Origin of the sequence: Protofrankia sp. Cas4 (assembly GCF_963555915.1) — a bacterium.
Lineage (GTDB): Bacteria > Actinomycetota > Actinomycetes > Frankiales > Frankiaceae > Protofrankia.
In genome coordinates this window covers 1-25,019 of record NZ_CAUVXL010000187.1, presented here as the reverse complement: position 1 = coordinate 25,019, position 25,019 = coordinate 1, and the positions used below count along the sequence as shown (strand labels likewise).

The 25,019-nt window shown below is 68.2% G+C and carries 25 protein-coding genes; 15 read left to right on the top strand and 10 right to left on the bottom strand.

The genetic code is table 11. From position 1 onward, the window contains the following. The first annotated feature begins 46 nt into the window (after positions 1–46). From U9979_RS17410 to U9979_RS17390, 5 genes are all read left to right on the top strand, one after another. Entirely contained in the window at positions 47–1,456 is a 1,410-nt protein-coding gene (locus U9979_RS17410; RefSeq protein ID WP_322780222.1) for a hypothetical protein, read from the top strand. 22 nt (positions 1,457–1,478) lie between these two features. Beyond that, positions 1,479–2,003, top strand: coding sequence for a polyadenylate-specific 3'-exoribonuclease AS (locus U9979_RS17405; RefSeq protein WP_322747425.1), 525 nt, complete (start codon positions 1,479–1,481; stop codon positions 2,001–2,003). A 124-nt stretch (positions 2,004–2,127) separates the two neighbouring features. After that, positions 2,128–3,153, top strand: coding sequence for a 6-phosphofructokinase (locus U9979_RS17400; RefSeq protein WP_322747426.1), 1,026 nt, complete (start codon positions 2,128–2,130; stop codon positions 3,151–3,153). A 110-nt stretch (positions 3,154–3,263) separates the two neighbouring features. After that, positions 3,264–4,628 (top strand): class II 3-deoxy-7-phosphoheptulonate synthase, encoded by a 1,365-nt coding sequence (locus tag U9979_RS17395; RefSeq protein ID WP_322747427.1) that lies wholly within the window; start codon positions 3,264–3,266, stop codon positions 4,626–4,628. Between the two features lie 63 nt (positions 4,629–4,691). Further along, the gene (locus U9979_RS17390; protein ID WP_322780230.1) at positions 4,692–4,898 is read left to right on the top strand and encodes a hypothetical protein; all 207 of its coding nucleotides are present in this window, start codon (positions 4,692–4,694) and stop codon (positions 4,896–4,898) included. On the opposite strand, the gene U9979_RS17385 is transcribed toward U9979_RS17390, so the two are convergent. The 9 genes from U9979_RS17385 to pknB form a co-directional block, all read right to left on the bottom strand. Beyond that, on the bottom strand, positions 4,799–5,281 hold the full coding sequence (locus tag U9979_RS17385) for an LppP/LprE family lipoprotein (protein WP_322780228.1): 483 nt from the start codon (positions 5,279–5,281) through the stop codon (positions 4,799–4,801). The two genes, U9979_RS17390 and U9979_RS17385, sit on opposite strands and share 100 nt — an antisense overlap. A 162-nt stretch (positions 5,282–5,443) precedes the next feature. Further along, a complete protein-coding gene (locus U9979_RS17380) occupies positions 5,444–7,306 on the bottom strand; it encodes an ABC transporter ATP-binding protein (protein ID WP_322753055.1) in 1,863 nt (620 codons plus the stop codon). Further along, the gene (locus U9979_RS17375) at positions 7,303–7,740 is read right to left on the bottom strand and encodes a lasso peptide biosynthesis B2 protein (RefSeq protein ID WP_322780221.1); all 438 of its coding nucleotides are present in this window, start codon (positions 7,738–7,740) and stop codon (positions 7,303–7,305) included. The genes U9979_RS17380 and U9979_RS17375 overlap by 4 nt, the downstream gene beginning before the upstream one ends. Positions 7,741–7,805: 65 nt before the next feature. Further along, positions 7,806–8,072, bottom strand: coding sequence for a lasso peptide biosynthesis PqqD family chaperone (locus U9979_RS17370; RefSeq protein ID WP_322780220.1), 267 nt, complete (start codon positions 8,070–8,072; stop codon positions 7,806–7,808). 19 nt (positions 8,073–8,091) lie between these two features. Further along, positions 8,092–9,942 (bottom strand): lasso peptide isopeptide bond-forming cyclase, encoded by a 1,851-nt coding sequence (locus U9979_RS17365; RefSeq protein ID WP_322780219.1) that lies wholly within the window; start codon positions 9,940–9,942, stop codon positions 8,092–8,094. A 236-nt stretch (positions 9,943–10,178) separates the two neighbouring features. Then, on the bottom strand, positions 10,179–10,343 hold the full coding sequence (locus U9979_RS17360) for a lasso RiPP family leader peptide-containing protein (protein ID WP_322768799.1): 165 nt from the start codon (positions 10,341–10,343) through the stop codon (positions 10,179–10,181). A 180-nt stretch (positions 10,344–10,523) separates the two neighbouring features. After that, positions 10,524–11,357, bottom strand: coding sequence for an AfsR/SARP family transcriptional regulator (locus U9979_RS17355; protein ID WP_322780218.1), 834 nt, complete (start codon positions 11,355–11,357; stop codon positions 10,524–10,526). A 182-nt stretch (positions 11,358–11,539) separates the two neighbouring features. Further along, complete coding sequence (locus tag U9979_RS17350) at positions 11,540–12,790, bottom strand: DUF5667 domain-containing protein (protein WP_322780217.1); 1,251 nt, start codon at positions 12,788–12,790, stop codon at positions 11,540–11,542. Between the two features lie 199 nt (positions 12,791–12,989). Next, positions 12,990–14,945: a Stk1 family PASTA domain-containing Ser/Thr kinase gene (gene pknB, locus U9979_RS17345; RefSeq protein WP_322780216.1), complete on the bottom strand. Its 1,956-nt coding sequence runs from the start codon at positions 14,943–14,945 to the stop codon at positions 12,990–12,992. Positions 14,946–15,116: 171 nt separating this feature from the next. Here pknB and U9979_RS17340 point away from each other — a divergent pair, with 171 nt between their 5' ends. From U9979_RS17340 to U9979_RS17295, 10 genes are all read left to right on the top strand, one after another. Then, the gene (locus U9979_RS17340; protein ID WP_322780227.1) at positions 15,117–16,325 is read left to right on the top strand and encodes an NAD(P)/FAD-dependent oxidoreductase; all 1,209 of its coding nucleotides are present in this window, start codon (positions 15,117–15,119) and stop codon (positions 16,323–16,325) included. A gap of 343 nt (positions 16,326–16,668) precedes the next feature. Further along, positions 16,669–18,270, top strand: a complete 1,602-nt coding sequence (locus tag U9979_RS17335; protein WP_322780215.1) for a Gfo/Idh/MocA family oxidoreductase — start codon at positions 16,669–16,671, stop codon at positions 18,268–18,270. Positions 18,271–18,302: 32 nt separating this feature from the next. Next, positions 18,303–18,626, top strand: coding sequence for an Rv2175c family DNA-binding protein (locus U9979_RS17330; RefSeq protein WP_322747450.1), 324 nt, complete (start codon positions 18,303–18,305; stop codon positions 18,624–18,626). A 46-nt stretch (positions 18,627–18,672) separates the two neighbouring features. Next, complete coding sequence (thiE, locus tag U9979_RS17325; protein WP_322780214.1) at positions 18,673–19,383, top strand: thiamine phosphate synthase; 711 nt, start codon at positions 18,673–18,675, stop codon at positions 19,381–19,383. A gap of 10 nt (positions 19,384–19,393) precedes the next feature. Beyond that, entirely contained in the window at positions 19,394–19,798 is a 405-nt protein-coding gene (locus tag U9979_RS17320; RefSeq protein WP_322780213.1) for a lycopene cyclase domain-containing protein, read from the top strand. After that, positions 19,795–20,142 (top strand): lycopene cyclase domain-containing protein, encoded by a 348-nt coding sequence (locus tag U9979_RS17315; RefSeq protein WP_322747441.1) that lies wholly within the window; start codon positions 19,795–19,797, stop codon positions 20,140–20,142. Before U9979_RS17320 ends, U9979_RS17315 begins: the two co-directional genes overlap by 4 nt. Before the next feature lie 61 nt (positions 20,143–20,203). Continuing rightward, positions 20,204–20,623, top strand: coding sequence for a TOBE domain-containing protein (locus U9979_RS17310; protein ID WP_322747442.1), 420 nt, complete (start codon positions 20,204–20,206; stop codon positions 20,621–20,623). 136 nt (positions 20,624–20,759) lie between these two features. Continuing rightward, positions 20,760–21,494 (top strand): molybdate ABC transporter substrate-binding protein, encoded by a 735-nt coding sequence (gene modA, locus U9979_RS17305; protein WP_322780212.1) that lies wholly within the window; start codon positions 20,760–20,762, stop codon positions 21,492–21,494. Further along, positions 21,491–22,414 (top strand): ABC transporter permease, encoded by a 924-nt coding sequence (locus U9979_RS17300; protein WP_322780211.1) that lies wholly within the window; start codon positions 21,491–21,493, stop codon positions 22,412–22,414. The genes modA and U9979_RS17300 overlap by 4 nt, the downstream gene beginning before the upstream one ends. Beyond that, a complete protein-coding gene (locus tag U9979_RS17295; RefSeq protein ID WP_322780210.1) occupies positions 22,411–23,487 on the top strand; it encodes an ABC transporter ATP-binding protein in 1,077 nt (358 codons plus the stop codon). The genes U9979_RS17300 and U9979_RS17295 overlap by 4 nt, the downstream gene beginning before the upstream one ends. Positions 23,488–23,518: 31 nt before the next feature. On the opposite strand, the gene U9979_RS17290 is transcribed toward U9979_RS17295, so the two are convergent. Then, a partial coding sequence (locus U9979_RS17290; protein WP_322780209.1) for an ATP-binding protein occupies positions 23,519–25,019 on the bottom strand: 1,501 nt, incomplete at its 5' end.

Genomic DNA, 25,019 nt, shown 5'->3' with positions numbered 1-25,019 from the left:
CGAGCGCATGCGTTTCGCGAGGCTGGGTGCCCCGCGGTGGTCGGCCGTGAGGGGCACGGTCGTGACCATGACCATGGTCGCGGCGGTGGCTGTCACGGCCCTCCCGGGGGCCTTGGCGCAGCCCGCGCGCGCCGCGGCACCGGTGAGCCCGACTCCGACCCGGATCGCCTCGGCCGGCCCACCCGCTGGGACGGTGCTGCGCGCGGGCCGCTTTGTCGTTGATCCCGAGGGTCGGGTGCTGTTCCTACATGGCCCGTCGGTGCCGCCGGGCGGCACCGTTGACACCGCCACCGTGCGGCAGTGGGCGGCCGCCGGCTTCAACGCGGTGAGTATCGGCGTGCGGATGGAGGCTGACGGGACGTTCGCCGGTACCTCCGGTCGAGGGGGCGTGCCGGCTCGCGTGACCGCCGACGGTTTCGACCCCGGGCTCGACCAGCTCGCCGACGCTGTCGAAGCCGTCGTCGGCCAGGGTCTGCGCGCGATGATCCAGATTGTGCCGACGGCGTCGGCTGCGAAGGCTGGTGACGAGGCCTACGCCGAGGGCTTACGGCGTGTGGCTGGCCGGTTCCATGACGTCGTCGGACTCGTCGGCTTCGAGCTCACGACATCGACGGGTTCCCCCGGGCTCAACGGGGCTGTCCGGGCCACCGATGCGCACCATCTCCTGTGGCGGCAGAGCGCCGCGTCGTTCGACCCGACCGCGAACGTGGTGACCAACGACGAGGCGGCGCTCCTCGTCGGGTGGGCGGCTGGCGATCCCGCGACTGTGCTGCGGTTGGTGTCGGCCGCCGACACGACGCAGATCGGGTGGTTCTTCGACCGGCCACTGAGCGACGTGACTCTCGCCGCCATCGCCAGGCCCTACCCGGCCGCCGTCGCCGGTGTGCCGGTGGGCTTCACCTACAGTCCCTCGGGGCGGCTGCTGACCCTGGCCTACATACCGGCGCCGGCGGGGGGCGGTACCTTCGGTGGCCGGGTCGCGACCCAGATCCGTGTGCCGGCACGTGTGTATCCAGATGGTTACGTGGTGCGGGCGAGCGGGGCGACGGTCGTATCCGCCCCGGGCGCGGGCGTGGTCTGCCTGGTCACCGATGCCAGAGCCTCCCGGGTGGACGTCAGGGTCGAGCCGGCCACCGCCGAGCAGGCACCGCCGATGGCACCGCCGGTGGTGCCACCGGCGGCGGGTGACCCCTGCCCGGCCTCACCTGCGCAGTCGACGACCGCGTCCGCTGCAGGGCAGTCGGCCGGCAGCGTGGCCCGGACGGACGAGACCGCCGGACCAGTCGCTGACAAGGCTGCCGGCCGCGCGCAGGACGGGGTCAACGGCGTGCTGCTCTGGGCGCTGCCGCTGGCGGGTGCCGCGGGAATGGCGTCGGTCCTCAGCGGCCTGCGGTGGAGAATGCGCCGCGGCCGCGGTGGACGGGTGGCCGTTTCCAGCGATCAGCGCTTTCGCTGACGTGGGCAGGCAAACTGGACGGGTGGGCACCCGATATCTCTATGACACCGAGTTCATCGAACGTTCCGAGGCGGGTCACCACTGGTTGGACCTGGTGAGTATCGGAATCGTCAGTGAGGACGGCGCCAGGGAGTACTACGCCGTATCCACCGAGTTCGATCCGGCGTTCGCGGTGCTGTGGGTGCAGCGCAACGTCCTGGCCAAGCTGCCGCCGCCGGCGGATCCGTCCTGGCGGTCGCGGTCGCGGATCCAGTCGGACATCGCCGAGTTCCTCAGCGTCGACGGGCCGCCGGAGCTGTGGGCCTGGTATGCCGCTTATGACCATGTTGTGCTCTGTCAGCTTTTCGGCACCATGACGGATCTTCCCCGCCCGTTCCCCCGGTTCACCCGCGACCTGCGCCAGCTCTGGGAGGAGGTCGGCCGTCCAGCACTGCCCCGGCCACCGCACGACGCTCACGACGCGCTTGCCGACGCTCGCCACAACCTGGCCCGCTGGCGGGTGCTGGCACCGCTGCGGGCAGCGCTGTCGCCGGCAGCCGCGGGGTAGGTTTTCGCGGTGCCTCCGGCCGCGCCACGCTGTCAGATGTATTTCTGCACCGCTTCGCTGCGACTACGCTCCGCTCTGACGAGCCCGAAACGGGGCGTCCAGGCGGCGAAGAAGAGGTGCGGTCGTGCGGATCGGCGTGCTGACAGGCGGTGGGGACTGCCCAGGGCTGAATGCGGTCATACGGGCGGTTATCCGTAAAGGAGTAGATATCTATGGACATTCGTTCATAGGTTTTCGGGACGGCTGGCGTGGTCCCTTGGAAAATGCCGCGGTGCCGCTCGGCGTCGACGCGGTCCGCGGCATTCTTCCGCGCGGTGGGACGATTCTCGGTTCCAGTCGCACAAACCCTTACAAGGTGGATGACGGCGTCGCCCGCATCCGGAAAACTATTGACGACCTGGGGATCGACGCCCTCATCGCCATCGGGGGCGAGGACACCCTCGGCGTCGCCGCCCGGCTCCACACCGAAGGAATCCCGATTATCGGGGTTCCCAAAACCATCGACAACGACCTGTCGGCCACCGACTACACCTTCGGGTTCGACACGGCGGTCAACATCGCGATGGAGGCCATCGACCGCCTGCACACCACCGCCGAAAGCCATCATCGCGTCCTCATCGTCGAGGTCATGGGCAGGCATGCCGGTTGGATCGCCCTGCACAGCGGAATGGCGGCGGGCGCCAACGTGATCCTCATTCCGGAACGACCCTTCGACATCGACAAGGTCTGTGCCTTCGTCGAACACCGCTTCGCCTCGCACTACGCGCCGATCATCGTGGTGGCTGAGGGAGCGAGTCCGGTGGCCGGCAGCCTGGTGGTCAAGGAAGGGGAGCTGGACGCCTTCGGGCATGTCCGGCTGCAGGGAATCGCGTCCGTGTTGGAGACGGAGATCCGTGGCCGGACCGGGCGGGAGTCCCGCGCGACCGTGCTCGGCCATGTCCAGCGGGGCGGCACGCCGACGGCGTTCGACCGGTGGCTTGCGACCCGCTTCGGTCTGCATGCCGTCGACGCGGCACACGACGGTGACTGGGGCACGATGGTGGCCCTGCACGGAACCCGGATCGACCGGGTACCGCTGGCGGAGGCGACCCGTGAGCTCAAGCTCGTACCGGAGGAGCTCTACACCGAGGCGGAGGTGTTCTTCGGCTGAGCCGGTGACAGGTCTGAGCCGGTGACAGATCCGCGAGGATGACAGATTCGCGAGGATGACATGGTTGAGATCCGACCCGACCCGACCGTCACACCGTAACCTATACTACCGTGGACGAATTGGATGTCTGGCGGACCCTGCCGGTCAAGCAACAGCCGAACTGGCCCGACCCTGCGGAGCTGACTGCGGCCCGCGACCGATTGGCGGCCCTCCCGCCGTTGGTCACCGCGCCGGAAATTCGGGTTCTGACCGAACGGCTGGGGTCGGTTGCCCGGGGCGAGGCGTTTCTGCTCCAGGGTGGGGACTGCGCCGAGACCTTTGCCGCGAACACCGCCGACAAAATTCGCGACAAGGTGAAAACGCTGCTGCAGATGGCGGTCGTGCTCACCTATGGGGCAAGCGTGCCGGTGGTGAAGGTCGCCCGGATAGCCGGCCAGTATGCCAAGCCGCGGTCAGCCGACATCGAGGCGAGCACGGGGCTGCCGTCCTACCGCGGCGATGCGGTCAACGACATCGCCGCGACGGCGGTGGCCCGCCGGCCCGACCCCGGCCGGCTGGTGGACGCCTACCATGCCAGCGCGGTCGCGCTGAACCTCGTCCGGTCCTTCGCCACCGGTGGGTTCGCTGACCTGTCGAAGGTGCACGAGTGGAACAAGACGTTCGTGCGGGACTCGGCGGCCGGGCGTCGGTACGAGATCATGGCGACCGACATCGAACGGGCGTTGTCGTTCATGGCCGCCTGCGGCATCGACCTCGAACGCACGTCCAATCTGCACGGCGTCGAGCTGTTCACCAGCCACGAGGCACTGTTGCTGGACTACGAGCGCGCCCTGACCCGGACGGAGGATGCGACCGGCGCGGTCTACGACGTGTCCGCACACATGCTCTGGATCGGCGAGCGTACCCGTGATCTCGACGGTGCGCATGTGGACCTGATGTCGCGGGTCGGTAATCCCATCGGGTGCAAGGTGGGTCCGAACGCGTCCCCGGACGACGTCCTGGCGTTGGTCGATCGGCTCGACCCCGAGCACATCCCGGGCCGGTTCACGGTCATCACCCGGATGGGCGCGGGACGCGTCCGCGAGGTGCTCCCCGCGATCGTCGAGAAGGTCAACTCCGCCGGCCATCCCGTGGTGTGGTCGTGCGACCCCATGCACGGCAACACCCGCGATGTGAACGGGGTCAAGACCCGGCACTTCGACGACGTCCTCGACGAGGTGTTCGGCTTCTTCGAGGTGCACAGGTCGCTGGGTACCCATCCCGGCGGTGTGCACATCGAGTTGACCGGTGACAACGTGACGGAGTGCCTCGGCGGCGGCGAACAGATCGGTGAGGCCGATCTCGCCGGTCGGTACGAGACCGCATGCGATCCCCGGCTGAACACCGGCCAGGCGCTTGAGCTGGCCTTCCTGGTCGCGGAAAGGCTCCAGCAGGGCTCCCCCCGCCTCGCTCCCACCGGACCTGCCAAGCGCTGAATGCCTCAAGCCGGGAGCAGGTCCGGCAGGTCAGGATATGGGTGCGCTGAGGAGGAGCGCGTCATGCCCGCGTTGCTGTATGCGCGGGTGCCGCGGGACGCGGCCGAGGAGAAGAAGATTCGTCGGTTGGCGGGTGCCCGGCACACTCCGGCCGGCTGGATCCCGTATCGCTATCCCGTGCTGTTCACCGCTCGGCGGCTTACGGGAGCCGACCAGCTGGCGGGCGGAACGGGGTCAAGGGACGCGACTTTCGTCTTGTCCCAGCGGTAGCGTACCGTCGCCGCACCCGCGGTCGGACAGCACAGAGGATCGTTGGAATGATACAAATCGTATCCGATGGCCACGACGTCGCTGGTGGACCAGATCCACCGGATGGTCGCACTCGGCCGTGCGGTGTCGGCTCCGACCAGGCGGCCGCGGTGGAAGAGGAAGGCGCGCTGCGGGTGCCCGTCCACGGAGCCGCTCCGCCGCGCGACGATCACGCTGAGATCGTCGTTCTGTCTGAAGCCGCCTGTCTGGGTGGCGGTGTACCCCTGTGACCGGATGGCGGTCAGGGCCTGATCAAGACTCAGCGAGGGCGTCGCCGACGGTGATACCGGTGCCGCACGGGCGACTCCGCCACCCCAGCCGGTAAGCACGACGGCGGCAATCATCATAGAAATAACGAAAGAGCGCCTTAAGATCATGAATAGCTCCTTGTCTCAGGCCTATCCGGCGAATCTAGACGCCTGCCTCGCTCCCGGCCACCCGGTTGTCCACCGCATCCCGCATATCCCTTTCGTCGGCCGTCGCAACGTCACACCGATATTTCCCGGTCAGCGGTCAGCGGTTATGCCGGATTCCGGCCGGCTGGAAGCTAGCCGTCGGTAGAGAGAACTCGTCAGCAACAGTTCCTCGTGCCGGCCGGTGGCCACCACCTGTCCCTTGTCGAGCACGATGATGCGGTCCGCCGCCTGTACCGTGGAGATCCGGTGTGCGATAACCAGAAGTGCGCCGGTGGCTGAGATCTCCCGCATCGCCTGGGTCAGCGCGTGTTCGTTCATGGAATCCATCTGCGAAGTCGGTTCATCCATGAGCAAGACAGCGGGCCGGGCCAGGAGAGCTCGGGCGATGGCCACCCGTTGGCGTTCCCCGCCGGACAGCAGGACACCGTGGTCACCGACTTCGGTATCCAGGCCGGCGGGCACCCGCGCGAGCAGATCCGTCAGGCTCGCGGTGCGGACGGCCCATTCGAGATCTTCCTCGGTCGCGTGGGGTGCGGCATACTGGATGTTGTCGCGGAGGGTGCCCTGTAGTACCGGGGCCTGCTGCTCGACCAGGTTCACCCAGGCGCGGGCCGTCGAGCGGTCGATGGTGCGGACGTCCCGCCCGTCGAACAGAATCTCCCCACGGTCCGGGTCGTAGAATCGTTCGATGAGCTGGAGCACGGTGGACTTGCCGGCACCGGACCTACCGACCAGCGCGATGTGGCCGTGACTCGGCACTGTGAATGACACGTCGCGAAGTACCGGCTCTGTCCCGTAACCAAACTGCACGCCACGAAACTCGATCGCCGGTGTGTCGTGCGACCGGCCGACTACCTTGCCATTGCTGTCGGTGCGCGCAGCCTGGGCCACTGGCCGGCCGTTGTCCCAGCTGGGGTACCACTGCCCGGCTCCGTCCTGTTCATCGGCTTCGCGCGGGAGCGTGAAGACCGCGTTGACCCGTTGCAGCCCGCCCATACCCCGCTGGATCGTGCCCGCGGCCTCGAACAGTTCGGAGAGGGGCATGACAAGGTATGTGACGTAGAGCAAGAATGCGACGAGATCGCCCAGCGATGTCGAGCCTTTCGCGACGAGCACTCCACCGACGAGCAGTATCACCAGAATCGAACCGTGGATGGTCAACTCGACCGCAGGGGTGACAATCGAGTCCAGTTTGGCCATCCGCACCCCGGCGTGATAGGCCTCTTTGACATGCACGCCGATACGTTCGGCCTCTCGCTGCTCGGCCCGGCTGGCCCGGACGGTACGAATTGCGCTGAGCGCCCTTTCGAGGTCGGCGGTCATGTTCCCGACGCTGGCCTGACTGCGTTCTGAGGTGACACGGATACGCACCAACACGCCCAGCACCATCGTGGCGGCTGCCGCGACCGCGACCAGTACGATCAGGAACAGCAACGGGTTAAGCCAGATCATCGCCGCCACGGTCCCGATCACACCGATCGAGCTCGTGACGATCACCGTGAAGCTGTAGGCCACGGCCTCTCGGACGAGGGTCGTATCGGTGTTGGCGCGCGAGATCAGGTCACCCATCCGCTGCCGGTCGTAGATTCCGATGCGCAGCCGCAGCAGGTGACCGATCAGGCGTGTCCGCAGGCCGAACAGAATCTGCTGGCCGGTGCGCCCCAACAGGTAGTTCCCACAGCTGTCGATCAATGCCTGGCCGGCGAACAACACGAGAAGCAGCGCGACCATCCAGGTGGGGATCCCGCCAGCCTGTGCGGCGTCGATCACGTTTTTCACCAGGAGCGGCTGCGCAATTCCGAGAACAGTTCCGATCAGGGTTAGCCCGGTCGCGATGCCGATGGGTCGACCGTGCCCGCGCAGCAGGCGCCACAAGTCACCGATCGGCCATTTGCGACCCTCGGGAACCGCTGGAAGCGGCTCCGTCGCGATACCCCGGGATGCGTCGCTCATGGCACCGGGACGCCTTTGGGAGGAACGGCGACCAGCGGCCGGAAGTAGCCGGTCGGTTCCCGCTCGCCCACCATGATGCCTTCCGCCTCCACCCAAGCGTGCGCCGCGAACGGAGCGACCCTGCGAATGCCGACGCACCACGTCGGCCACACTCCTGATGCCCGGCAGAGCAGCGCGGTGGCAACAGACCGGGGAACACAGCCCTGCGCGCCCCGGCACAGGATGCTCACCGTCATAACGGCCTCCCGTGCGGCCAGCGTCTGCTCGTAGTCGGCCGGCCGAGCGCCGTGCTGCAGCCAGGTCAGGACGGAACGGATCCGGCCGGGCGACTGGGTGGCCAGAAGCCTGGCGGCCACGACCGCGGCGATCGCCAGTGGCCGTCGGCGCAGCGGCAGTTCTCCTCCTCGACGGGGCAACGACATGGGTGTGCTCATCGGGCGGCACCTTCCTCGTGAACGTGCTCCGCTCGGCGTGCGACGACGGACGGGGGTTGCTCCCGTCAGCGGGCGCTGTCGGTGGCGATCAACCCGGCCGTGTCGAGTTGGACCAGCAGGGTCTGTATGTCCCGGTTCGCAGTGGTAACATCCACCTCGTAACTGTTGACCACAGCGTCGGCTGCTTCGGCGGTGCTGCCGCCGTCGAGCAGTAGCCGCAGGACAAGTGCCCCGATCGGGTTGAGTGTCCAGTAACGACCGCTGCGTTCATCCAGGAGCCCGATCCCATAGTCGGTTTCCGCGTGGACGACGCCTTTGCGTAGCACCAGCATCTATTCTCCCACGGAGTCCTTACGCCTGAGTAGGCTGCGCCTTCACGGTCCGGTCGCCGGCGAGTACCCGCAACCACATCTCACAAGCGAAGGTCTGCTGAAGGGGCTCGTGAGCCAGCGAAGGCCCGTGGGAGTACCGACAGCCGGCCCGTAGTTTCTCGGCGTCGACCAGTCCGAGAGCGGCAAGCATCGAGTCCTCGGACAATGCCAGCAGCCAGTCACGGTTGGCAGACAGCCCTGCTTCTTCCTCGGTCGATCCTTCCGCTTTTGTGACGCGCCCCAGCGAGACCGCTGGCACGATTCCGTGCATAGCCTCCTTGAGTAGCGGCTTGTACTCCCAGGGGGTGGACCGTTCTTCCGGACGTACCATGAGGGACGCCTCGATGACCCGGTCGTCGAGGAAGGGCGCGGCGATCGGGATGCGGCTGGGCGCGGCGAGCTGGGAGAACAGGCGAACGGCTCCGGCCCCGGAGCGGATGGACAGGATGTCACAGTGCTGGTCACGGGTGCCAGCCAGCGGGCGGGCCGATCCCAGGACCGCGTCGAACGCCTCACGCACCAGGCAGACGCCGTCCGCGGTCACCCACGGCGCCAGCCGTGGCGCAGCGGCCCAGTCCAGGTCGGGCAGCGGTTGCCTCCGCCCGGAGCCGGTCACCTGCGCGGCCACGTCGGACAGAGCGGCGTGGTACGAGCGCGGGCGCAGCATCATCCACAGGCTTGCCGGCAATGGCCATCGGTTGTGGGCCCGCAAGCCGCGGAGCCGGTCGAAGGCGGTCCACGGGCGGCGGCGGACCAGCGTGTACAGGTAGTTCGGCCCTCCCTCGAGGACCTCGTCACCACCGAGTCCGGTCAGGTGCACCCGGGGTTGGTACGGGGCCAGCCGGTGGAATCCGGCGAGCATCTTCGCCCGGTCGATAATCCCGATGAAGGGCCTGTCCAACTGTTCGTCGGTGGTTGCGATTCCGTCATAGACAAGTGGAAGATCTTCACGTGGCAGGATCTCGTGTACTGCCGTCGGCAGGTTCTCGATGGCGAGAGCAGCCCACTCCGCGTCGTCGTCCCCCGGGTCCCGTCCGATTCCGGTGTAGGCGACGAGAGCGATCGGATGCCGAGCGGCGAGAAAGCACAACGAGGTCGAGTCGAGTCCGCCGGACAGGTCGCTGCTCACAGTGCCACCCATACCGGCGCGGACGCCTACGGCCTCGGTGAGTGCATGCCGTAGCAGCCGTGCGCCCTGCGCCAACGGAAGTACAGGATCGGGTTGTCGCCACCAACGAATCCGGCTTGGCCGCCCGTTTCCGGCAACCAGGAGGAAATGATCCGACGGTACCGCTTCGATGTTTCGCCACATCGGCTGGTCGTCCAACGGGTACGGCGCTATCGGGTCGAGGAGCGCCAGTGCAACGGCGTGCATGTCCAACTCACCACCGGTGACAGCGGCCAGTACATCGGCCCGGTCCGCGGCGATCACCTGGTCGTCGACCACGACGTAGAAGACCCGCCGTGTACCTGACGCGGTGCCCTGGACACGGCGACGGCCGTCGATCTCGGCGATGATGTGGAAGCTTCCTGGCAACGAGCAGGCCAAGGTGCCGAGCGAGGCCACATCCCGGGTGCGTTCGAGAACGCGCGTGAGGTAGGCGGCGTCGACCGGGCAACATCCTATCAGCGTTATCCGGGACCGTCCCGTGACCGCTGTAACGATCCCATCCCGGGGCCAGTCGCCCAACAGCCATGGCCGGCCGGAATCGTAGCGGACCGATTCGGTGGCATGGTCGGTGATCTCGGCTGCGACCGCGGCAGCGACACCGGAGTCCGGTAGCACCACGAACCACGGGGTTCCGGTGGGCAGCGTAGGAAATCCGGTCATCTCGTCAGGGCCCCGTTCCTTCTCGGCGGTCGGTATCAGTACCCCGATACATCAGTACCCCGATACCCCGATGAGTGGGCGGGTGGCGGCAGCTGTAGGGCCACCACCACCCGCCCCGTTCGGCTCACGGCCTGTCAGGTGATTGCTGCCGGGTGTGGGCGGAAATCCAGACTTCTCCTACCCGACACCCACGCGTCCTACCCGACACCCACGCGACACGTGAGGAGTCGATCCGGCTACTTAGCTCCGAACCTGCCTCGGCGTCCCTCAAATTCGCCAAAGTCGCGGAAGCCGCGGCGCCGGCCGAAGAAGTCACGCCCGTGTCCCCAGTAGTGGCCACCGGTGATCGTGGCGAAGGCGCCGGCCTCGTGCAGAGCAGGCGCCTCGTAGGAAGCCTTCATGGATCCCTCCCGTTGAAGTCTGTGGTTGTCTGGTCGCCGGACGATCTGATCTTTTCCGACTGGGCCGATCGCTGATCGAGACCAGTATCTTGTCTACGTTCCGTGTCCGGCTGGTGTTAACTGTTCCACCGAGAGGTTCAATTTTGGTTCAGCCTGCATACATCCGCCGATTGATGCGCCTCATCGGTACCCGCACTGATCGGACGGTAGGCTCGGGTTGGTGGCGTTGTCGGCCACCAGCGTCTCGTTGTCGGCCGAAAGGATCTGATGATGAAGCCGCCGTAGGTCGACACCGGGCTCTATTCCAAGATCGTTTGCAAGACGGTCGTACACGGTCCGGTAGGCGGACAGGGCTTCGGCTCGACGGCCCGAACGGTCCAGTGCGACCAGGAGCTGACCCCAGAGGCGTTCCCGGAGCGGATATTCCACTATTAGTGCACGCAGCGTGGGTAGGATGATCTCAGGTTGGCCCAGGGCGAGGCGGGCATCCATCAGGTCCTCCCAGACTGCCCAGCGCTGTTCCTCAAGCCGGGCGGTCTCGGCGAGCGCGATGTCCGCGGGCAATTCTTCGAAGGGTTGACCACGCCATAGCTTCAGAGCTTCCTCGAAGTATTCAATGGCTTTCTCGCGGGTGCCGGAACGCAATGTTTCCCGACCCCTGTCCGCCATCCTCCCGAATATGGAGAAGTCCATTTCTTCGGGCAATACGTTGATGCGGTACCCGCCTCTTTTGCTTTCAATTCTGCCGAATGGATCCCGGCTGGGTGGCAGCGCATGACGCAACTGGGAGACATAGGTCTTGATGTTTCCGGAGGCGGAACGAGGCGGCTCGTCCTCCCAGAGGGAGGAGCAAATCCGGTCAACGCCGACCCAGGTGTTGGAGTTCAGCAGCAGCAAGGAAAGCAGTACCCGTGGTTTGCCCTGATGAATATCTACGGGCTCGCCGTCCGGATTGTATACTTCCAGTGGTCCTAGTATGCGAAAAAGAGCTTTCCCGCTCAGGGTATCACCCATACGCCTTGCGGTACCCGGTCGACAGCCGGGTTAAGCCCGGCTATCGCGGTCGGGTATCGCAGGTGGCACGTATTATCTGGAAATGTTATTCGAAACTCCTGTTAATATTGGAAAGTCGTGCGAATGAAGAACATGTCGATCGTTTGTCAACCAGCGGCCTTGGATTGTGAGGCCCGGAGGTGTCAGCCGGAGTCGGTGGGGTTCAACAGGTTCGCCACGATGCCGTCAGGGTCGGGACCGGTCCCGGTGGGCGGTGTGCTCGGTGTCGTCGACGTCCCGATTGTCGGCGTTGTCGCCGCCGGCGTGGGGCTGGCGGTGGGGGCGTGTGCGTTCCCCGGGCGCCCGGGGGCGCTCGGAGCGGGGCCCGCGCTCGGCGGAACGTCAGCGGTGGCCGGGCCCGATGCGGTGGGCTCGGTGGGAGGACCCGCGCTGGGAGCCGGCGCGGCGGAGGGGTTCACCGGCAGCGCCGCGGTCGGGTCCCCGACGACCGGTTCCCGCGTGGGTGCATGGTCCACCGGGGTCGAAACGGCGGCCGGAGCGCCCGCCCGCGACGGTGGCGTGAACCCGGCGGCGGTGAGGGTGTCGTCCACACCGTGCACGTAGTCGAGGGCGTCGGATGCCATCGTGCGCAGCTGACCACCGGGCAGGCCGTCGAGCAGGGTCCGCAGATCCCGGGTCTGGTCGGCGGTGAAATCCCGGACCGCGCGCAGTGCGTCGTCGCTGCCGTTGCGAGCCTCGGCGACCAGCACGTCCCCGCCGGCCGCCGCCTCGTTGCGCCAGGCTGCCAGAAGACCGCGAATCTCGGTGGTCTTCGTCGGAAGCCGTCCGTCGTCCATGAGAGTCTGGATCTCACCCAGCCTGGTCCGGGCGATGTCGAGGTGGACCTTGGCCTTTTCGACACGGTTACTGGTGAGATCAAGCTGGATCTGCTCGACCCGGAGCTTGAGCCCGTAGAAGGGTTCACCGGGAACCGCCCGATGAGCGTTGACCGCGATACCCGTCACCAGGACCGACGTGGCAAGGGCGCCGATCAGAGCCGGGCGGGCACCGACCCACGCGCGCGAGCCGCGTCCGGGTGCCCTTTCCTCGCCGGTCAGGCGTTCGTTGGTCAGACGTTCGTTGGTCAGACGTTCGTTGGTCAGACGTTCGTTGGTCAGACGTTCGTTGGTCAGATGTTTGCCGTTGACGGTTTCGGTGGCTGGGAGCTTGCGGTTGTGGAGCTCGCGGTTGTGGAGCTCGCTGGTCGGGGGTTCGGCGAGCAGATGGGCGCGCAGGGACGCGCGGAACTCCTCGCGCGGCGACACCTGTTCACAGGCTCGCAGCGCGGTGACGACGTCCAGCCTGGTGCGGTCGCGCATGCCCACGACAGGCTGCCGACCGTCGATCAACCGGTCAAGGCGTTCCGCTCGTCGCCTGGTGAGTGATACTCCCATGGCGTCCCCCCCGTTCCCCCTGTACGGTGCGCAGCCCAGGCGCTGGTCGGCACCCGCATACACCGTCCGCTCCCATGGTGACGGGGAACACCCCGCGCGGGCACGTATCTCGCCCTCGCCGTCCACGGTGATTCGTCCGGACGGTTTGATCCGGCCGGCACGGAATCCACCCTGAACGATCGCCACATCATCATTTGATCTATCCCACCGTGAGGGTCACCTTGGTGCCCTGTTGGACCTGGCTTCCGGCGGGCGGGTTCATGCTCTTGACGGTGTCGCCGAAGAAGGCGATACCATCACGTTCGGCCTTCAGCCCGGCGTGTTGCAGTACTCGCGCGGCGGCCTGGTACTTGAGGCCGACGACATCGGGAACGTCGACCAGCTGACCGCTGCCGTCCCCGCCGTTGCCTCCTCCTCCTGTGTCGGGCGGACCCTTGGAGACGAACAGGGTGACCGTCGAGCCGCGGTTGACCTGCTGCCCGGGGTCGGGGGAGGTGCGCACGACGCTGCCGGCGGCGACGGTGTCGTCGTTGATGTCCGCACGGTTGACGGTGAGACCGAGTGCCTGGAGCTGGCTGCGGGCCTGTTCGAACGTCAGCTGGATCACGTAGGGCATGGTGACGGTGGCCGGGCCGGTACTGACGATCAGCGTCACCGCGGTGCCCTGGGCGAGCTCGGTGCCCGCGGCCGGGTCCGTTCTGATCACGTTACCGGCCGCGATCGCGGCGTTGGCTTCCTGGCGTGGGGTAGGCGTCACGTTGAGCTGTTGGCGGGTGAGCCTGCTCTGGGCTTCGGTCACCGACAGGGTGGCGACGTCGGGCACGTGGACCTTCGCCTTGCCCAGGCTGAGGCGTACCCGCACCGTGCTGCCGGGCTTCACCTCGGCGGTGCTGGCCGGATTCTGCTCCATGACCCGGCCCTCGGTGAACGTGTCGCTGGTGGCGGCATCATCGAAGACCACGGCCAGCCCGGCCTCGGTGAGCGTCCGTTCCGCCGTGGCCCGGTCGAGACCAACCAGCGGGGGGACCCGTACCGTGCCCGGCCCGGACAGCGCCCTTGCCCCGGCGAACACTGCGACCAGGGCGATGAGCGTGACAACGGCTATCGCCACGAGCCTGCCGACCGACCATCGCGACCGTCGCCGGTAGTGCGGCGCGAGACCGTGCAGGTCCCCCCCGCCACGTTCGTAGCCGGTGGTCGCCCGGGAGCCGTCGACCGCAGCCAGCCCCGGGTGGGTGCCGTCGGGGTAGCGGTCGGGGTAGCCGTCGGACGGGCCTGGCTCCTGGCCGGGCTCCGGTAGGTACGCCGCGAGCTCGCGCAGCTCGTCCAGCATGGCGGCGCCGTCGGCGGGCCGTCGGTTCGGGTCGCGTGCGGTGGCGCGGAGCACGAGCGTGTCCAGCGCGGCGGGGATGCCCGGAACGGCTGCGGACGGCGCGGGAACATCGCCGTGCACGGACTGGTAGGCAAGCGACATCGGGGTGCTGCCGCTGTGGGGCAACTGCCCAGTCAGCATCTCGTACAGCACGACTCCGGCGGCGTAGATGTCGCTGCGGGTGTCGGCCGAGCCGTCGCTGACCTGCTCGGGTGCGAGATAGCCGACGGTCCCCATCACGACACCTTGTGTCATGGCGTAGGTCGCCTGGTTGACGGGCCGGGCGAGCCCGAAGTCCGCGACCTTCACCTGGCCGTCGTTGCCCAGCAGGATGTTCTCCGGCTTGATGTCACGGTGTATGAGGCCGGCGTCGTGGGCGGCCGTGAGAGCTTCGAGGACCGGCTCGATGATCTCGACAGCCTCGGCCGGGGTCAGTCGACCGCGGTTGCCGATGTGCTGGCGCAGGGTCTGCCCCCGGACAAGCTCCATCACCAGATAGATGACATGCCCGTGGGGCCCGTTGTCACTGCCCTGATCGAGGATGGAGACGGCACGCGGGGTGTTCAGCCGCGCCGCGGCGGTGGCCTCTCGGTGGAAGCGCCGGACGAAGTCCTGATCGTGCGCGAAGGCGGGATGCATGACCTTGAGAGCGACCAGCCGGTCAAGCCGGTTGTCGTGCGCGACATAGACCGTCGCCATGCCGCCTACCGCGATGCGTTCCTGCGCGGTGTAGCGCCCGTCCAGTAACCGTCCGATGACGGGGTCTGTGACGGTCGCGTCCATATGGCACAGCTTACGATCGCGTGCTCCGGTCGCGGGCATCCGGTCGGATGGGGCCCGTTGTGATGCGCCGGTGGGGCCCGTTGTGATGCGCCGGCAGCTGTCATGCGCAGGCAGATCGAAACCGCGGGGAAACCTGCGCGGGGAAACGGGTGCCGGGCTACCCTCGCCGACATGGAGCGGATTGTCGTCGTGGGCGCGGGACTCGCCGGAGGCCGGACCTGCCAGGAGCTGCGGGCTGGCGGGTATACCGGGACGCTGACCCTGCTCGGTGCCGAGGACCACCTCCCGTACGACCGACCGCCACTGTCAAAGGCCGTGCTCGCCGGACGCAGGGACGACACCACGTTGCCTGTTGACCTGGGCGATGTCGAGCTGCTTCTCGGCCGTCGCGCCACCGGGCTGCGGCCGGGGGCCCTCGACACCGATCGTGGTCCGCTCGATTTCGACGGCCTGGTCATCGCCACCGGTGCCGATCCGGTGCGGCTGCCCGGTGACGGGCGCCAGCGGGTACTGCGCACCATCGACGATGCCCGCGCGTTACGGGAGGTCCTGCGTCCGGGTCTGCGGCTCGCGGTGGTCGGGGCGGGCTGGATCGGCGCGGAGGTGGCTACGGCCGCCGCGGCCGCCGGTGCGGCGGTGACCGTCGTCGAGGCTGCGGACGTCCCGTTGGCGCAGGCGCTCGGGGACGAGGTCGGCTCCCGTATGATCGACTGGTATGCCCAGGCCGGCGTGACGTTGCGGCTGGACACCGAGGTCCACGCCGTCCAGCCGGACGGGCTTGCACTCGTCGGCGGCGAGCACCTGCTCGCAGACGAGATCGTGGTTGGCGTCGGGGTTCGGCCGGCCACCGGTTGGCTCGTCGGTTGCGGGCTCGCGCTCGACCGTGGGGTCGTCGTGGACGAACACCTTGCCGCGGACTGGTCCACACCGGTTGTCTGCGTCGGCGACAGCGCCGCATGGTGGTCGCTGCGCTACTCGACACGGATGCGGGTCGAACACTGGGACTGTGCCCAGCAGTCACCGGTTGTCGCCGCGGCCACCCTGCTGCGTGCAGACGCGACTACACCGTTGCGTGCAGACGCGGGTACCCCTCCGGAGGACGTCGCGGTCTATGACCCGGTGCCCTATTTCTGGTCCGACCAGTTCGATCGAATGATCCAATTTGCGGGTCGCCGCCCGGCCGACGCGAAGCCGGTGTGGCGTGGCGACCCGAGCCAGCTCAAGGGCTGGTCGGCGGGCTGGTTCGACGATGCCGGCCAGCTGGCGGCTGTGGTCGCCGTCGGGCGACCGGCCGATGTCGTGCGTGGCCGGCGCCTGATGGTCGCCGGTGCCACGATCGACCCGACCCGGTTCGCGGACGCGTCGACACCGTTGGGCTGATCCGGCCTTCGGCCGGGGCTTAGAGCGCCCGGCAATAGGGGACGCGGCGTCGCGGGGCTGGGGCACGCACCTCGCCGCGTTGTCGTCGGTCGCCACCCAACACCAGGGTGACTTCTTCCTCCGCCTCGCGATCTACGCGCCCCAGCCCCGCTCCTTGATCCACGCCCCTATTGTCGGGCGCTCTTACTGGGGGCCGCGCGTAGGCGAACATGCGCGGGTAGGAACATGATTGCGCGGCTGTTGGCCCGATGGGCGGGCAGCGACCGGTATGGTCATGAGTCATCGGTGTTTCGGGACGAGACCCCCGTCGGGATGCCGCCCGGGCGATTACTACAGTTCCTGCGTGCCCCGCATTCACCTGGTCTCGAACCTGCCCGGCGCGAGCGTTCTCGGCGACCACCTGCGGGGCGCTGGGCTCGGGCCCACCTCCGCGAGATCCGCCGACGCCCTCCTCGTGCTCATCGATCGGCCGCTCGACGGGGTCGAACAGGACGTGTTGGATCGCGCGCGCCAGTCCGTCCCCGTGCTGCTCGCCGGCCCCACCCTGCGGTCGCTGCCACCTGACAGTCCGCTGGTCGAGGCGTCGGGGCTGCTTCCCGGGCGAGTGATCCCGGCTCACGAGCTCAGCCTGATTCCCGGCCCGGACGGCGGTGACTTCACCGCCCGTATCGGCGACTTCCGCCCGGTCGACCAGTGGGTCATACCTGACAAGATTGTCGACGACGTGCAGCAGTTGCTGATGGTTCGCCACGAGTTGGCCGATCATGCGGTGTGCACCTGGCGTCCGTCCACGGGGCTGGGCATGTTCACCCTCGGCTCGGGCGGCCGGGTGCTGGCTGATCCGGCATACCATCGGCTGATCGGGCGGTGGCTACGCCACGCCCTCGGGGTTCTTGATGCGCCGCCGGTGCGGGTGGGGCTGCTCGGCACGGCCGACTCCGCCGCCGCCCACCACATGGCCGTCGAGGCGACCGAAGGCCTGGAGATGACCGCTGTCTGTGACGGTGGGTCCCGTCCGTCGGGTCGTGGTGGCGACCGCGGTGCCCGCCGGATCGCCAATCCAGCTGAGTTGGTGGCCGACCCCGAGGTGGGTCTGGTCATCGTTGCCACGCCGACCCACACCCATGCCGAGTGGGCCATGCGGGCGCTGGATGCCGGAAAGCATGTCGTCGTCGAACAGCCCTTCTGCCTGGCCACCCAGGAGGCTGACGATCTCATCTCCGCCGCGGCCGAGCGCGGCCTCGTCCTGGCCGTGCACCCCGACCAGCGCGACGATCCCGGCTGCCGGGCACTGCGGGCCGCGGTCAGGTCGGGCGCTGTCGGCGACGTGCTGTGGCTGGAGACGTTCCAGGGTGCGTTCGCGCGTCCCGCCGGAACCTGGCATGACGACGTCAGAGTGAGCGGAGGCGTCATCTACGATCGCGGGTTCGCCCATCTGGACTTGATTCTCGACCTGCTGACCGAACCCGTCGAGTGGGTGTCGGCATCCGCCCACAAGCGGGTCTGGCACCACGTCAGCAACGCCGACCATATCCGGATCCTGCTCCACTTCGCCGACGGTGCCGAAGCGCAGGTCACGATCTCCGACATCGCCGCGGTGGCGTGGCCGAGGTTGCATGCCATGGGCGCTACCGGCTCGATCGTCAGCGAGGTCATGACGGAGTCGGCGGGGCCGGCGGGGCCGGGCTCGCGATCCGGGCGGCATTCCGAGCGCACGCCCGAGGCCTTCCCCGCCCCGTTGAACCTGGTCACCGGGGACGGAAACCGGACCCGCCTGGCGTTTCCGCCACCGGCTACCTCGGGCTTCCACAGCGAGCTGGCGGACCGCCTGGTCTCGGGCTGGCCGATGCCGTATCCGGTGGAGGCGGCCCGGCGGGTGGTCGCTGTGATGGAGGCGGCCACCCGATCGGTGGCCGCAGGCGCGGCCCCCGTCACCCCGGCGTGACCAAGAGCCGTTGCCCGGTGTTTACTTTGACCGTGGATTGGCTGACACTGCCCGATGTCGCTGACATGCTCGGGCTGCCCATCACGCGGGTACGACAGCTGGTGGGAGACCGCAAGCTGCTCGCCGTACGCTCAGCGGGCGTCCTGCGGGTGCCCGCTGAGTTCATCGTGGATGGAGCGATCGTCAAAGGTCTTCCCGGCCTGCTGACGGTGCTGACGGACGCGGGGTTTTCCGACGAGGAGGCGATCGACTGGCTCTTCCGGGAAGACCCGACCCTGCCCGGTACCCCCGTGCGGGCGCTGGCGGAAAACCGTGGCCGGGAAGTCAAACGCCGGGCCCAGGCCCTGGCCTTTTAGAGCGCCCCGCCGCACACAGGGTCATGGCACACATAGGGTCATGGCTATGGTGCGGTCTTCTGGTGATCTGACCTCGCAGGTACCGTCGCCAACGGTGCCGGTGCCGGTGCCGGTGCGGCAGGCGCGGCTCGCCGATGCTCGGCTCTACCTGTGCACCGGGCGCCAGCCGGCGTTCCCCAGGTTTGTCGACGACGTTCTCGCCGGCGGTGTGGACATCGTCCAGCTCCGGGAAAAGGGCCTGGAATGGCAGCCCGAGGCCGACCTGCTCGCCGTGATGCGGGAGATCGCCCAGCGGCGTGCGGCGCTGGTGAGTGCCAACGATCGTGCCGATCTCGCCGCCTTCACCGGCGTGGACGTGTTGCATGTGGGGCAGTGCGACATCCCACCCCGGCTCGCCCGGGCGCTGCTCGGCCCGGACGTGCTGATCGGGCGGTCCACCCATGATCCCGAACAGCTCACCGCCGCGATCGAGGATCCCGACGTGGACTACTTCTGCGTCGGGCCGGTGTGGGCGACGCCCACCAAACAAGGGCGCGCCCCGGTCGGGCTGGAGCTGCCGCGTCTGGCCGCTCGGCTCGCCCCGCCGTTCGCATCCGGGGTCAAGCCGTGGTTCGTCACCGGCGGGGTGGACGCGACAACGCTCGACGAGATCCTCGACACCGGCGCCCGGCGGGTGGTCGTCGTCCGGGGCATCACCGGGGCAGCGGACCCGGGTGCTGCCGCGGCGGGCCTGACCGGCCGGCTCCGCGCGGCCTGACCCGAGCGCGGTGCGGCACCTGACGTACCTCGCGGTCCTCGCGGCCTGTCTGATCGGCACCGCGCCGCTAGAGGTGATCTTTCGCACCCGGGTCTACGCGCGGCCGGTGCGGTTGTTGTTGACGTTGCTGCCGGTGGGCGTCGTGTTCACCGGTTGGGATGTCTATGCGATCTTGCACCGGCACTGGGGCTATGACCGCGCCCAGATGTCCGGGGTGCGCCCGGTCGGCGGGCTGCCGCTGGAGGAGCTGCTGTTCTTCCTGGTGGTGCCGGTCTGCGCGGTCCTGACGCTGGAAGCCGTCCGTGCGGTCAAGGGCTGGCCGGTCGGTGACGAGCCGGCGGGTGACGAGCCCGCGGGTGACGAGCCTGCGGGTGCCATCCCCGCAGGTGACATGCCCGCGGATGACAACCCGTGAGTTATACCGCCCTTGCGGCCGTCGGCGTCGCCGCCACCGTGTTCCTCGATCTCGCGGTGCTGCGGACCAGAGTGCTTGTCCGTAAGGCGTTCTGGGTTGCCTATGCCATCATCATCGTCTTCCAGTTGATCACGAACGGTGTCCTGACCGGCCTGGCGATCGTCACCTACGATCCCCGCGCGATTCTCGGCCCCCGGTTCGTGTACGCCCCTGTCGAGGATCTGCTGTTCGGGTTCGCCCTGGTCACCCAGACGCTGTCCTGGTGGGTCTACTGGGGGCGCCGCCTGGATGGAGCGAAGCCGGCGCGTTCTCGTTCCGATGGTCAACCAGGTGGGTCCAGCTGAATCGTACGTTCGGTTGTTTGTCCCGAATGCAGTCCGCAGGCGCGTCGGCTATGGTGCATCTGTGACGACTTTGCGGATCTCGGATGTGGCCGGCCTGCTGGGTGTCAGTGACGACACGGTGCGACGGTGGGCGGACGCCGGCAAACTGCCGCTGGTCCGCGACGACAGCGGCCGCCAAGCCGTCGAGGGCGCGGCGCTGGCCCGGTTCAGTCAGGAGCTGGCGGCGTCGGTGGACCGGCCGCCGGCGGTCGACGCCGCGGTGGTGGGTGAGTCGGCCCGTAACCGGTTCCCCGGGATCGTGACCCGCGTGGTGCGGGACGGGGTGATGGCGCAGGTTGAGATCCAGGCCGGTCCGCACCGGATCGTGTCGTTGATGAGCCGGGAGTCCGCCGACGAGCTCGGTTTGGAGCCCGGCGTGATCGCCGTGGCGTCGGTGAAGTCGACGAATGTGGTGATGGAACTTCCTCAGCAGCGTCGCTGAACCGCCTGTCGCGCCGGCGCGTCCGTGCCGGCGGAGGTCCGCTGTTTTCCGTTGAGGGGGATACGTGGGAACGCGATCGAAATTCTGGGCGCTGTGTGCGCTGGTGTGTACGGTTCTGGTGGGATGTGGTTCGAGTATGACCAGTTCTAACGCGACCGCCCCGCCGTCGACGTCGCAGGCGGGGACACCTGCGCTGACCGGGACGGTGACGGTGTTCGCGGCATCGTCGCTGACCGAGTCGTTCACCGAGCTGGGCAAGCAGTTCGAGGCGGCGCATCCCGGGGTGAGCGTGAAGTTCAACTTCGGAGCGAGCTCGACGCTGGCGACCCAGCTCACTCAGGGTGCGCCCGCGGATGTGTTCGCCTCGGCCAGCGCGACGAACATGGCAGCCGTTGTGACCGCCGGGCAGGCGGCCAACCCGACGACGTTCGCGAAGAACTCGATGGAGATCGTGACTCCGCCGAACAACCCGGCGAACATCGCGGCCGTCGCCGACCTGGCGAAGCCGGGGGTGAAGGTCGCGCTGTGTCAGGCGCAGGTCCCGTGCGGGGTGACCGCCGCGAAGGTCTTCGCCAACGCGGGTGTCACGGTCACGGCGACGACCTACGGCGCGGACGTGAAGGCGGTCCTGACCACGGTCGAACTCGGTGAGGTCGACGCCGGCATGGTGTATGTCACCGACGCGCAGGCCGCGGCCGCGAAGGTGAAGGGGATCGCGATCCCCGCGGCGCAGAACGCCTCCACGGCCTATCCGATCGCTGCCCTGACCAAGGCGCCGAACCCGGCTGGGGCGGCGGCGTTCGAGGCGTTCGTGTTGTCGCCCAGCGGGCAGGCGGTGCTGGCCAAGGCCGGGTTCTTGCCCGGTTCGTGAGCCATCTCCCGCTCCTGGGTCGTGTCCTGGGTCGTGCGGACCGGCGGCGTTCGGGCTCCCCCGTCCGCGTCCCCGTCCCCGTCCCCGTCCCCGTCCACGCCCGCGTCCGGCAGGGTGAGCGGTCCGGGGGCGGCGGCCGGGTGCCGGTTCCGTTGGCGGTCGCCGGCGCTGTCGCGATCGGCTTCCTGCTGCTGCCGCTGGCGGGCCTCCTCCTGCGGGCACCGTGGCGCAGCCTGCCCGCGCTGCTGGTCACCCCGGCGGTGGGGGAGGCGTTGCGACTGTCGTTGATCACCTCGACGATCGCGACCGTGCTGTCGTTGCTGGTCGGCGTGCCGCTGGCCTGGCTGCTGGCCCGCGCGAGCTTTCCCGGCCGGGGCCTGCTGCGTGCGGTGGTGACGGTGCCGTTGGTGCTGCCGCCGGTGGTCGGTGGGGTGGCGTTGCTGCTTGCGTTCGGCCGGCGCGGGATCGTCGGCCGCCATCTGGACGCCTGGTTCGGCATCACCCTGCCGTTCACCACCGCTGGTGTGGTGATGGCGGAGGCGTTCGTGGCGATGCCGTTTCTGATCGTGACGGTGGAGGGGGCGTTGCGATCGACCGACCGCCGCTTCGAGGACGCCGCCGCCACCCTCGGGGCCAGCCCGTGGGTGACCTTCCACCGGGTCACCCTCCCGATGATCGCGCCGTCGCTCGGTGCGGGCGCGGTGCTGTGCTGGGCGCGCGCCCTCGGCGAGTTCGGCGCGACGATCACGTTTGCCGGTAACTATCCGGGGACGACCCAGACCATGCCGATCGCGGTCTATCTCGCGCTGGAGACCGACCCGGATGCGGCGATCGCCCTGTCCCTCGTTCTGCTCGCGGTGGCCGTGGGCGTTCTGCTGCTGTTGCGGGAACGCTGGCTGCGGCCGGGTAATGCACTGTGAGCGAGGCTGCCCTGCAGGCCCGGGTGCGGGTGGAGCGTACGAACGGTTTCACCCTTGAGGTCGCACTGACCGCAGCGGGCGGGAGGACGGTGGCCGTTCTCGGCCCGAACGGGTCGGGCAAGACGACGCTGCTACGGGTGCTCGCGGGCCTGCTGCCGATCGACGGGGGACGTGTCAGCCTCGGCGACGAGGTCGTGGACGATCCGGCTGCCGGGATCTTCGTCCCGGCGCAGCGGCGCGCGGTCGGGATGGTCTTCCAGGACTATCTGCTGTTCCCGCACCTGACCGCCCGGGACAACGTCGCCTTCGGTCCGCGTGCCCGCGGGATGTCCCGGGCCGCGGCCCGCGCCGCCGCCGGGCAGTGGCTGGCGACGTTTGGCCTGGCCGAGTTCGCCGACCGCCGCCCCGGTGTGCTCTCGGGCGGGCAGGCCCAGCGGGTGGCGTTGGCCCGAGCGCTCGCGGGCGGGCCGCGCCTACTGCTGCTGGACGAGCCTCTCGCCGCCCTGGACGCGTCCACCCGGCTGGCCGTCCGGGCGGATCTTCGCCGGCACCTCACCGGTTTCGCGGGCCCGTCGGTGCTGGTGACCCACGATCCGATCGAAGCGATGGTGCTCGCCGACGAGATTGTGATCATCGAAGCGGGCCGGGTGGTACAGCAGGGGCCGCCGGCAGAGGTCGCCCGCCGGCCCCGGACCGACTATGTGGCCAGGCTCGTCGGGCTGAACCTCTACCGGGGGCAGGCCGACGCCGGCCGGGTGCGGTTGGCCGGCGGTGGTGTCCTGACCATCGCGGACACCGCGATCGGCGGGCCGGTGCTGGCCGCGTTGCGGCCCTCCGCCGTCGTCCTCGGGATCGAGGAGCCGCACGGCAGCGCCCGCAACACCCTCGCCGGCCGGATCGCCGGGCTGGAACTGCTGGGTGACCGGGCCCGGGTGGCGCTCGACACGATCCCCCCGCTGCTCGCCGACGTCACCCCGGCCGCCCTCGCCGAGCTGCGCCTGGAACCGGGCGTGACCGTGTGGGCGTCGTTCAAGGCAACCGACGTCGAAACCTACCCTCAACTCCAGGAGTAACCGGCCGTTCCGGATCTTGTGGGTGCGGTGACTACTGTTCGTGCTCGATCCGACGCCAGCGTGCGTGGCGGGAGCGGGGCGGACCCACCAGTTCTATCGCCCCGTTCCGCTGCAGTCGGGCGAGGGCCGCACGAACCTGAGGCTCGGTGAGGCCGGTTCGTTCGGCGATTTCGCGACGGGCCATCGGTGTGGTCGACAACGCGGCGTAGACCTGTTCATAGTAGGAAGAGCCGGAGTCGACGTCTGGGGGGCGCACGGTACCCGGCCCGAGCCGGTAGACGGCCTGGCCGCGGTTGCCTTCCTGGATGAGCAGGCCGCGCCCGCGTAGTTCCTGAAGATGCGTGGTCGCAGTCCTTGAGTCTGAGACTCCGGTGGCGGTCCGGTAGTTGACGTTTGTGAGGGTCTCACCCCGCCGGGCGAGCGCCAGCGCGCTGAACTGGGCGCGGCTCAGTCCGGAAACGTCAAGCGAGGACAGCCATTGCAGTGTTTCCTCGTCCAGCAGGGTGTGATTCGGGAAGGTGACGCTGAATGTCGCGATGCGGTCGTCGAAGGTCGGCGGCTCCATGCCGACCTCCGTCAGCGACGTGCGTATCCGGGCGATTCCTGTCCCGCGGTTCTCGCACACGGTACGGCCGGCTTCGAGCGGGGTGTCCTCCAGGAGTTTGAGCAGGACGGGGTTGCGTGACGAGGCTGGGACGGTACCGAGGCCGAGATCCCTGACGTGCAGCGGCCCGTAGAGTCCGCCTGGGTTGCGGATGAGAAGGCGGTCCGGGTACAGCTCGATCTGGACCTGGGCTCCTTGCGCCGCCGGTGAATAGTCGCGATGCACGATGGCGTTGACGATTGCTTCCCGGAGTACTTCTTCCGGATATTCCCATTCGTCGACACGGAAGAGACCGGAGATGATGCTGCGTTGTTTCATGTGACGTTTCAGCATTGCGATCGTGTCGCGGACGAGGACCGGTATGGGACCGTCGATGGAACGGTTGTCCAGAAAGCGTTCCCCGCGCGGCCCCGGCACGGCGGGATCTGGTGTCGGAAAAATCACGACGGTAACGTCCAGCTGGGGGAGGTACTGCTGTGGGAAGATTCCCAACGTGAGCAGTCCGGCCATTGTCGGACGGGGGCCGTCGTCGGTCTCCCGTAGTACGTTCAACAGTCGTAGGATCTCGTGGTCGGAGCGTTGTGAAAGTATGGGTCGTTGTTCTCGTACACGAACGAGGAAGGCTTTCGTTCGTTCCAGATCAAGGTCGTCGATCGTCGCGTCGAAGACGACGGTCGCGTCATGCTTCACTGCGGCGCGGTTTTCCAGGAGGAGTTGAACTTCGTAGGCCGAGAGTTTGCGGTCCCCGTCCGCCATCCGGACGAATGACGTCTCCCATGGCGCACGGCCGGCGAGGTGGCACGGCCGCCGTTCCCTGGGGAGGGACGGCACCTGTGCCGCGAGGATCTTTATGCCGTCGATGTCAATGAGATCAACAGCGGCGGCGATCGGCGGATCCATGGATCGACAGAGCGTGACGAAACGGTTG

What these genes read in the sequence shown, in the direction of transcription:
- U9979_RS17340 (WP_322780227.1), top strand. Translation starts at nt 15,117, where the DNA reads ATGGAGCGGATTGTCGTCGTGGGCGCGGGACTCGCCGGAGGCCGGACC.
- U9979_RS17355 (WP_322780218.1), bottom strand. Translation starts at nt 11,357, where the DNA reads ATGGGTGATACCCTGAGCGGGAAAGCTCTTTTTCGCATACTAGGACCA.
- modA (WP_322780212.1), top strand. Translation starts at nt 20,760, where the DNA reads ATGACCAGTTCTAACGCGACCGCCCCGCCGTCGACGTCGCAGGCGGGG.
- thiE (WP_322780214.1), top strand. Translation starts at nt 18,673, where the DNA reads ATGGTGCGGTCTTCTGGTGATCTGACCTCGCAGGTACCGTCGCCAACG.
- U9979_RS17350 (WP_322780217.1), bottom strand. Translation starts at nt 12,790, where the DNA reads ATGGGAGTATCACTCACCAGGCGACGAGCGGAACGCCTTGACCGGTTG.
- U9979_RS17390 (WP_322780230.1), top strand. Translation starts at nt 4,692, where the DNA reads ATGCCCGCGTTGCTGTATGCGCGGGTGCCGCGGGACGCGGCCGAGGAG.
- U9979_RS17360 (WP_322768799.1), bottom strand. Translation starts at nt 10,343, where the DNA reads ATGAAGGCTTCCTACGAGGCGCCTGCTCTGCACGAGGCCGGCGCCTTC.
- U9979_RS17365 (WP_322780219.1), bottom strand. Translation starts at nt 9,942, where the DNA reads ATGACCGGATTTCCTACGCTGCCCACCGGAACCCCGTGGTTCGTGGTG.
- U9979_RS17385 (WP_322780228.1), bottom strand. Translation starts at nt 5,281, where the DNA reads ATGATTGCCGCCGTCGTGCTTACCGGCTGGGGTGGCGGAGTCGCCCGT.
- U9979_RS17370 (WP_322780220.1), bottom strand. Translation starts at nt 8,072, where the DNA reads ATGCTGGTGCTACGCAAAGGCGTCGTCCACGCGGAAACCGACTATGGG.
- U9979_RS17375 (WP_322780221.1), bottom strand. Translation starts at nt 7,740, where the DNA reads ATGAGCACACCCATGTCGTTGCCCCGTCGAGGAGGAGAACTGCCGCTG.
- pknB (WP_322780216.1), bottom strand. Translation starts at nt 14,945, where the DNA reads ATGGACGCGACCGTCACAGACCCCGTCATCGGACGGTTACTGGACGGG.
- U9979_RS17380 (WP_322753055.1), bottom strand. Translation starts at nt 7,306, where the DNA reads ATGAGCGACGCATCCCGGGGTATCGCGACGGAGCCGCTTCCAGCGGTT.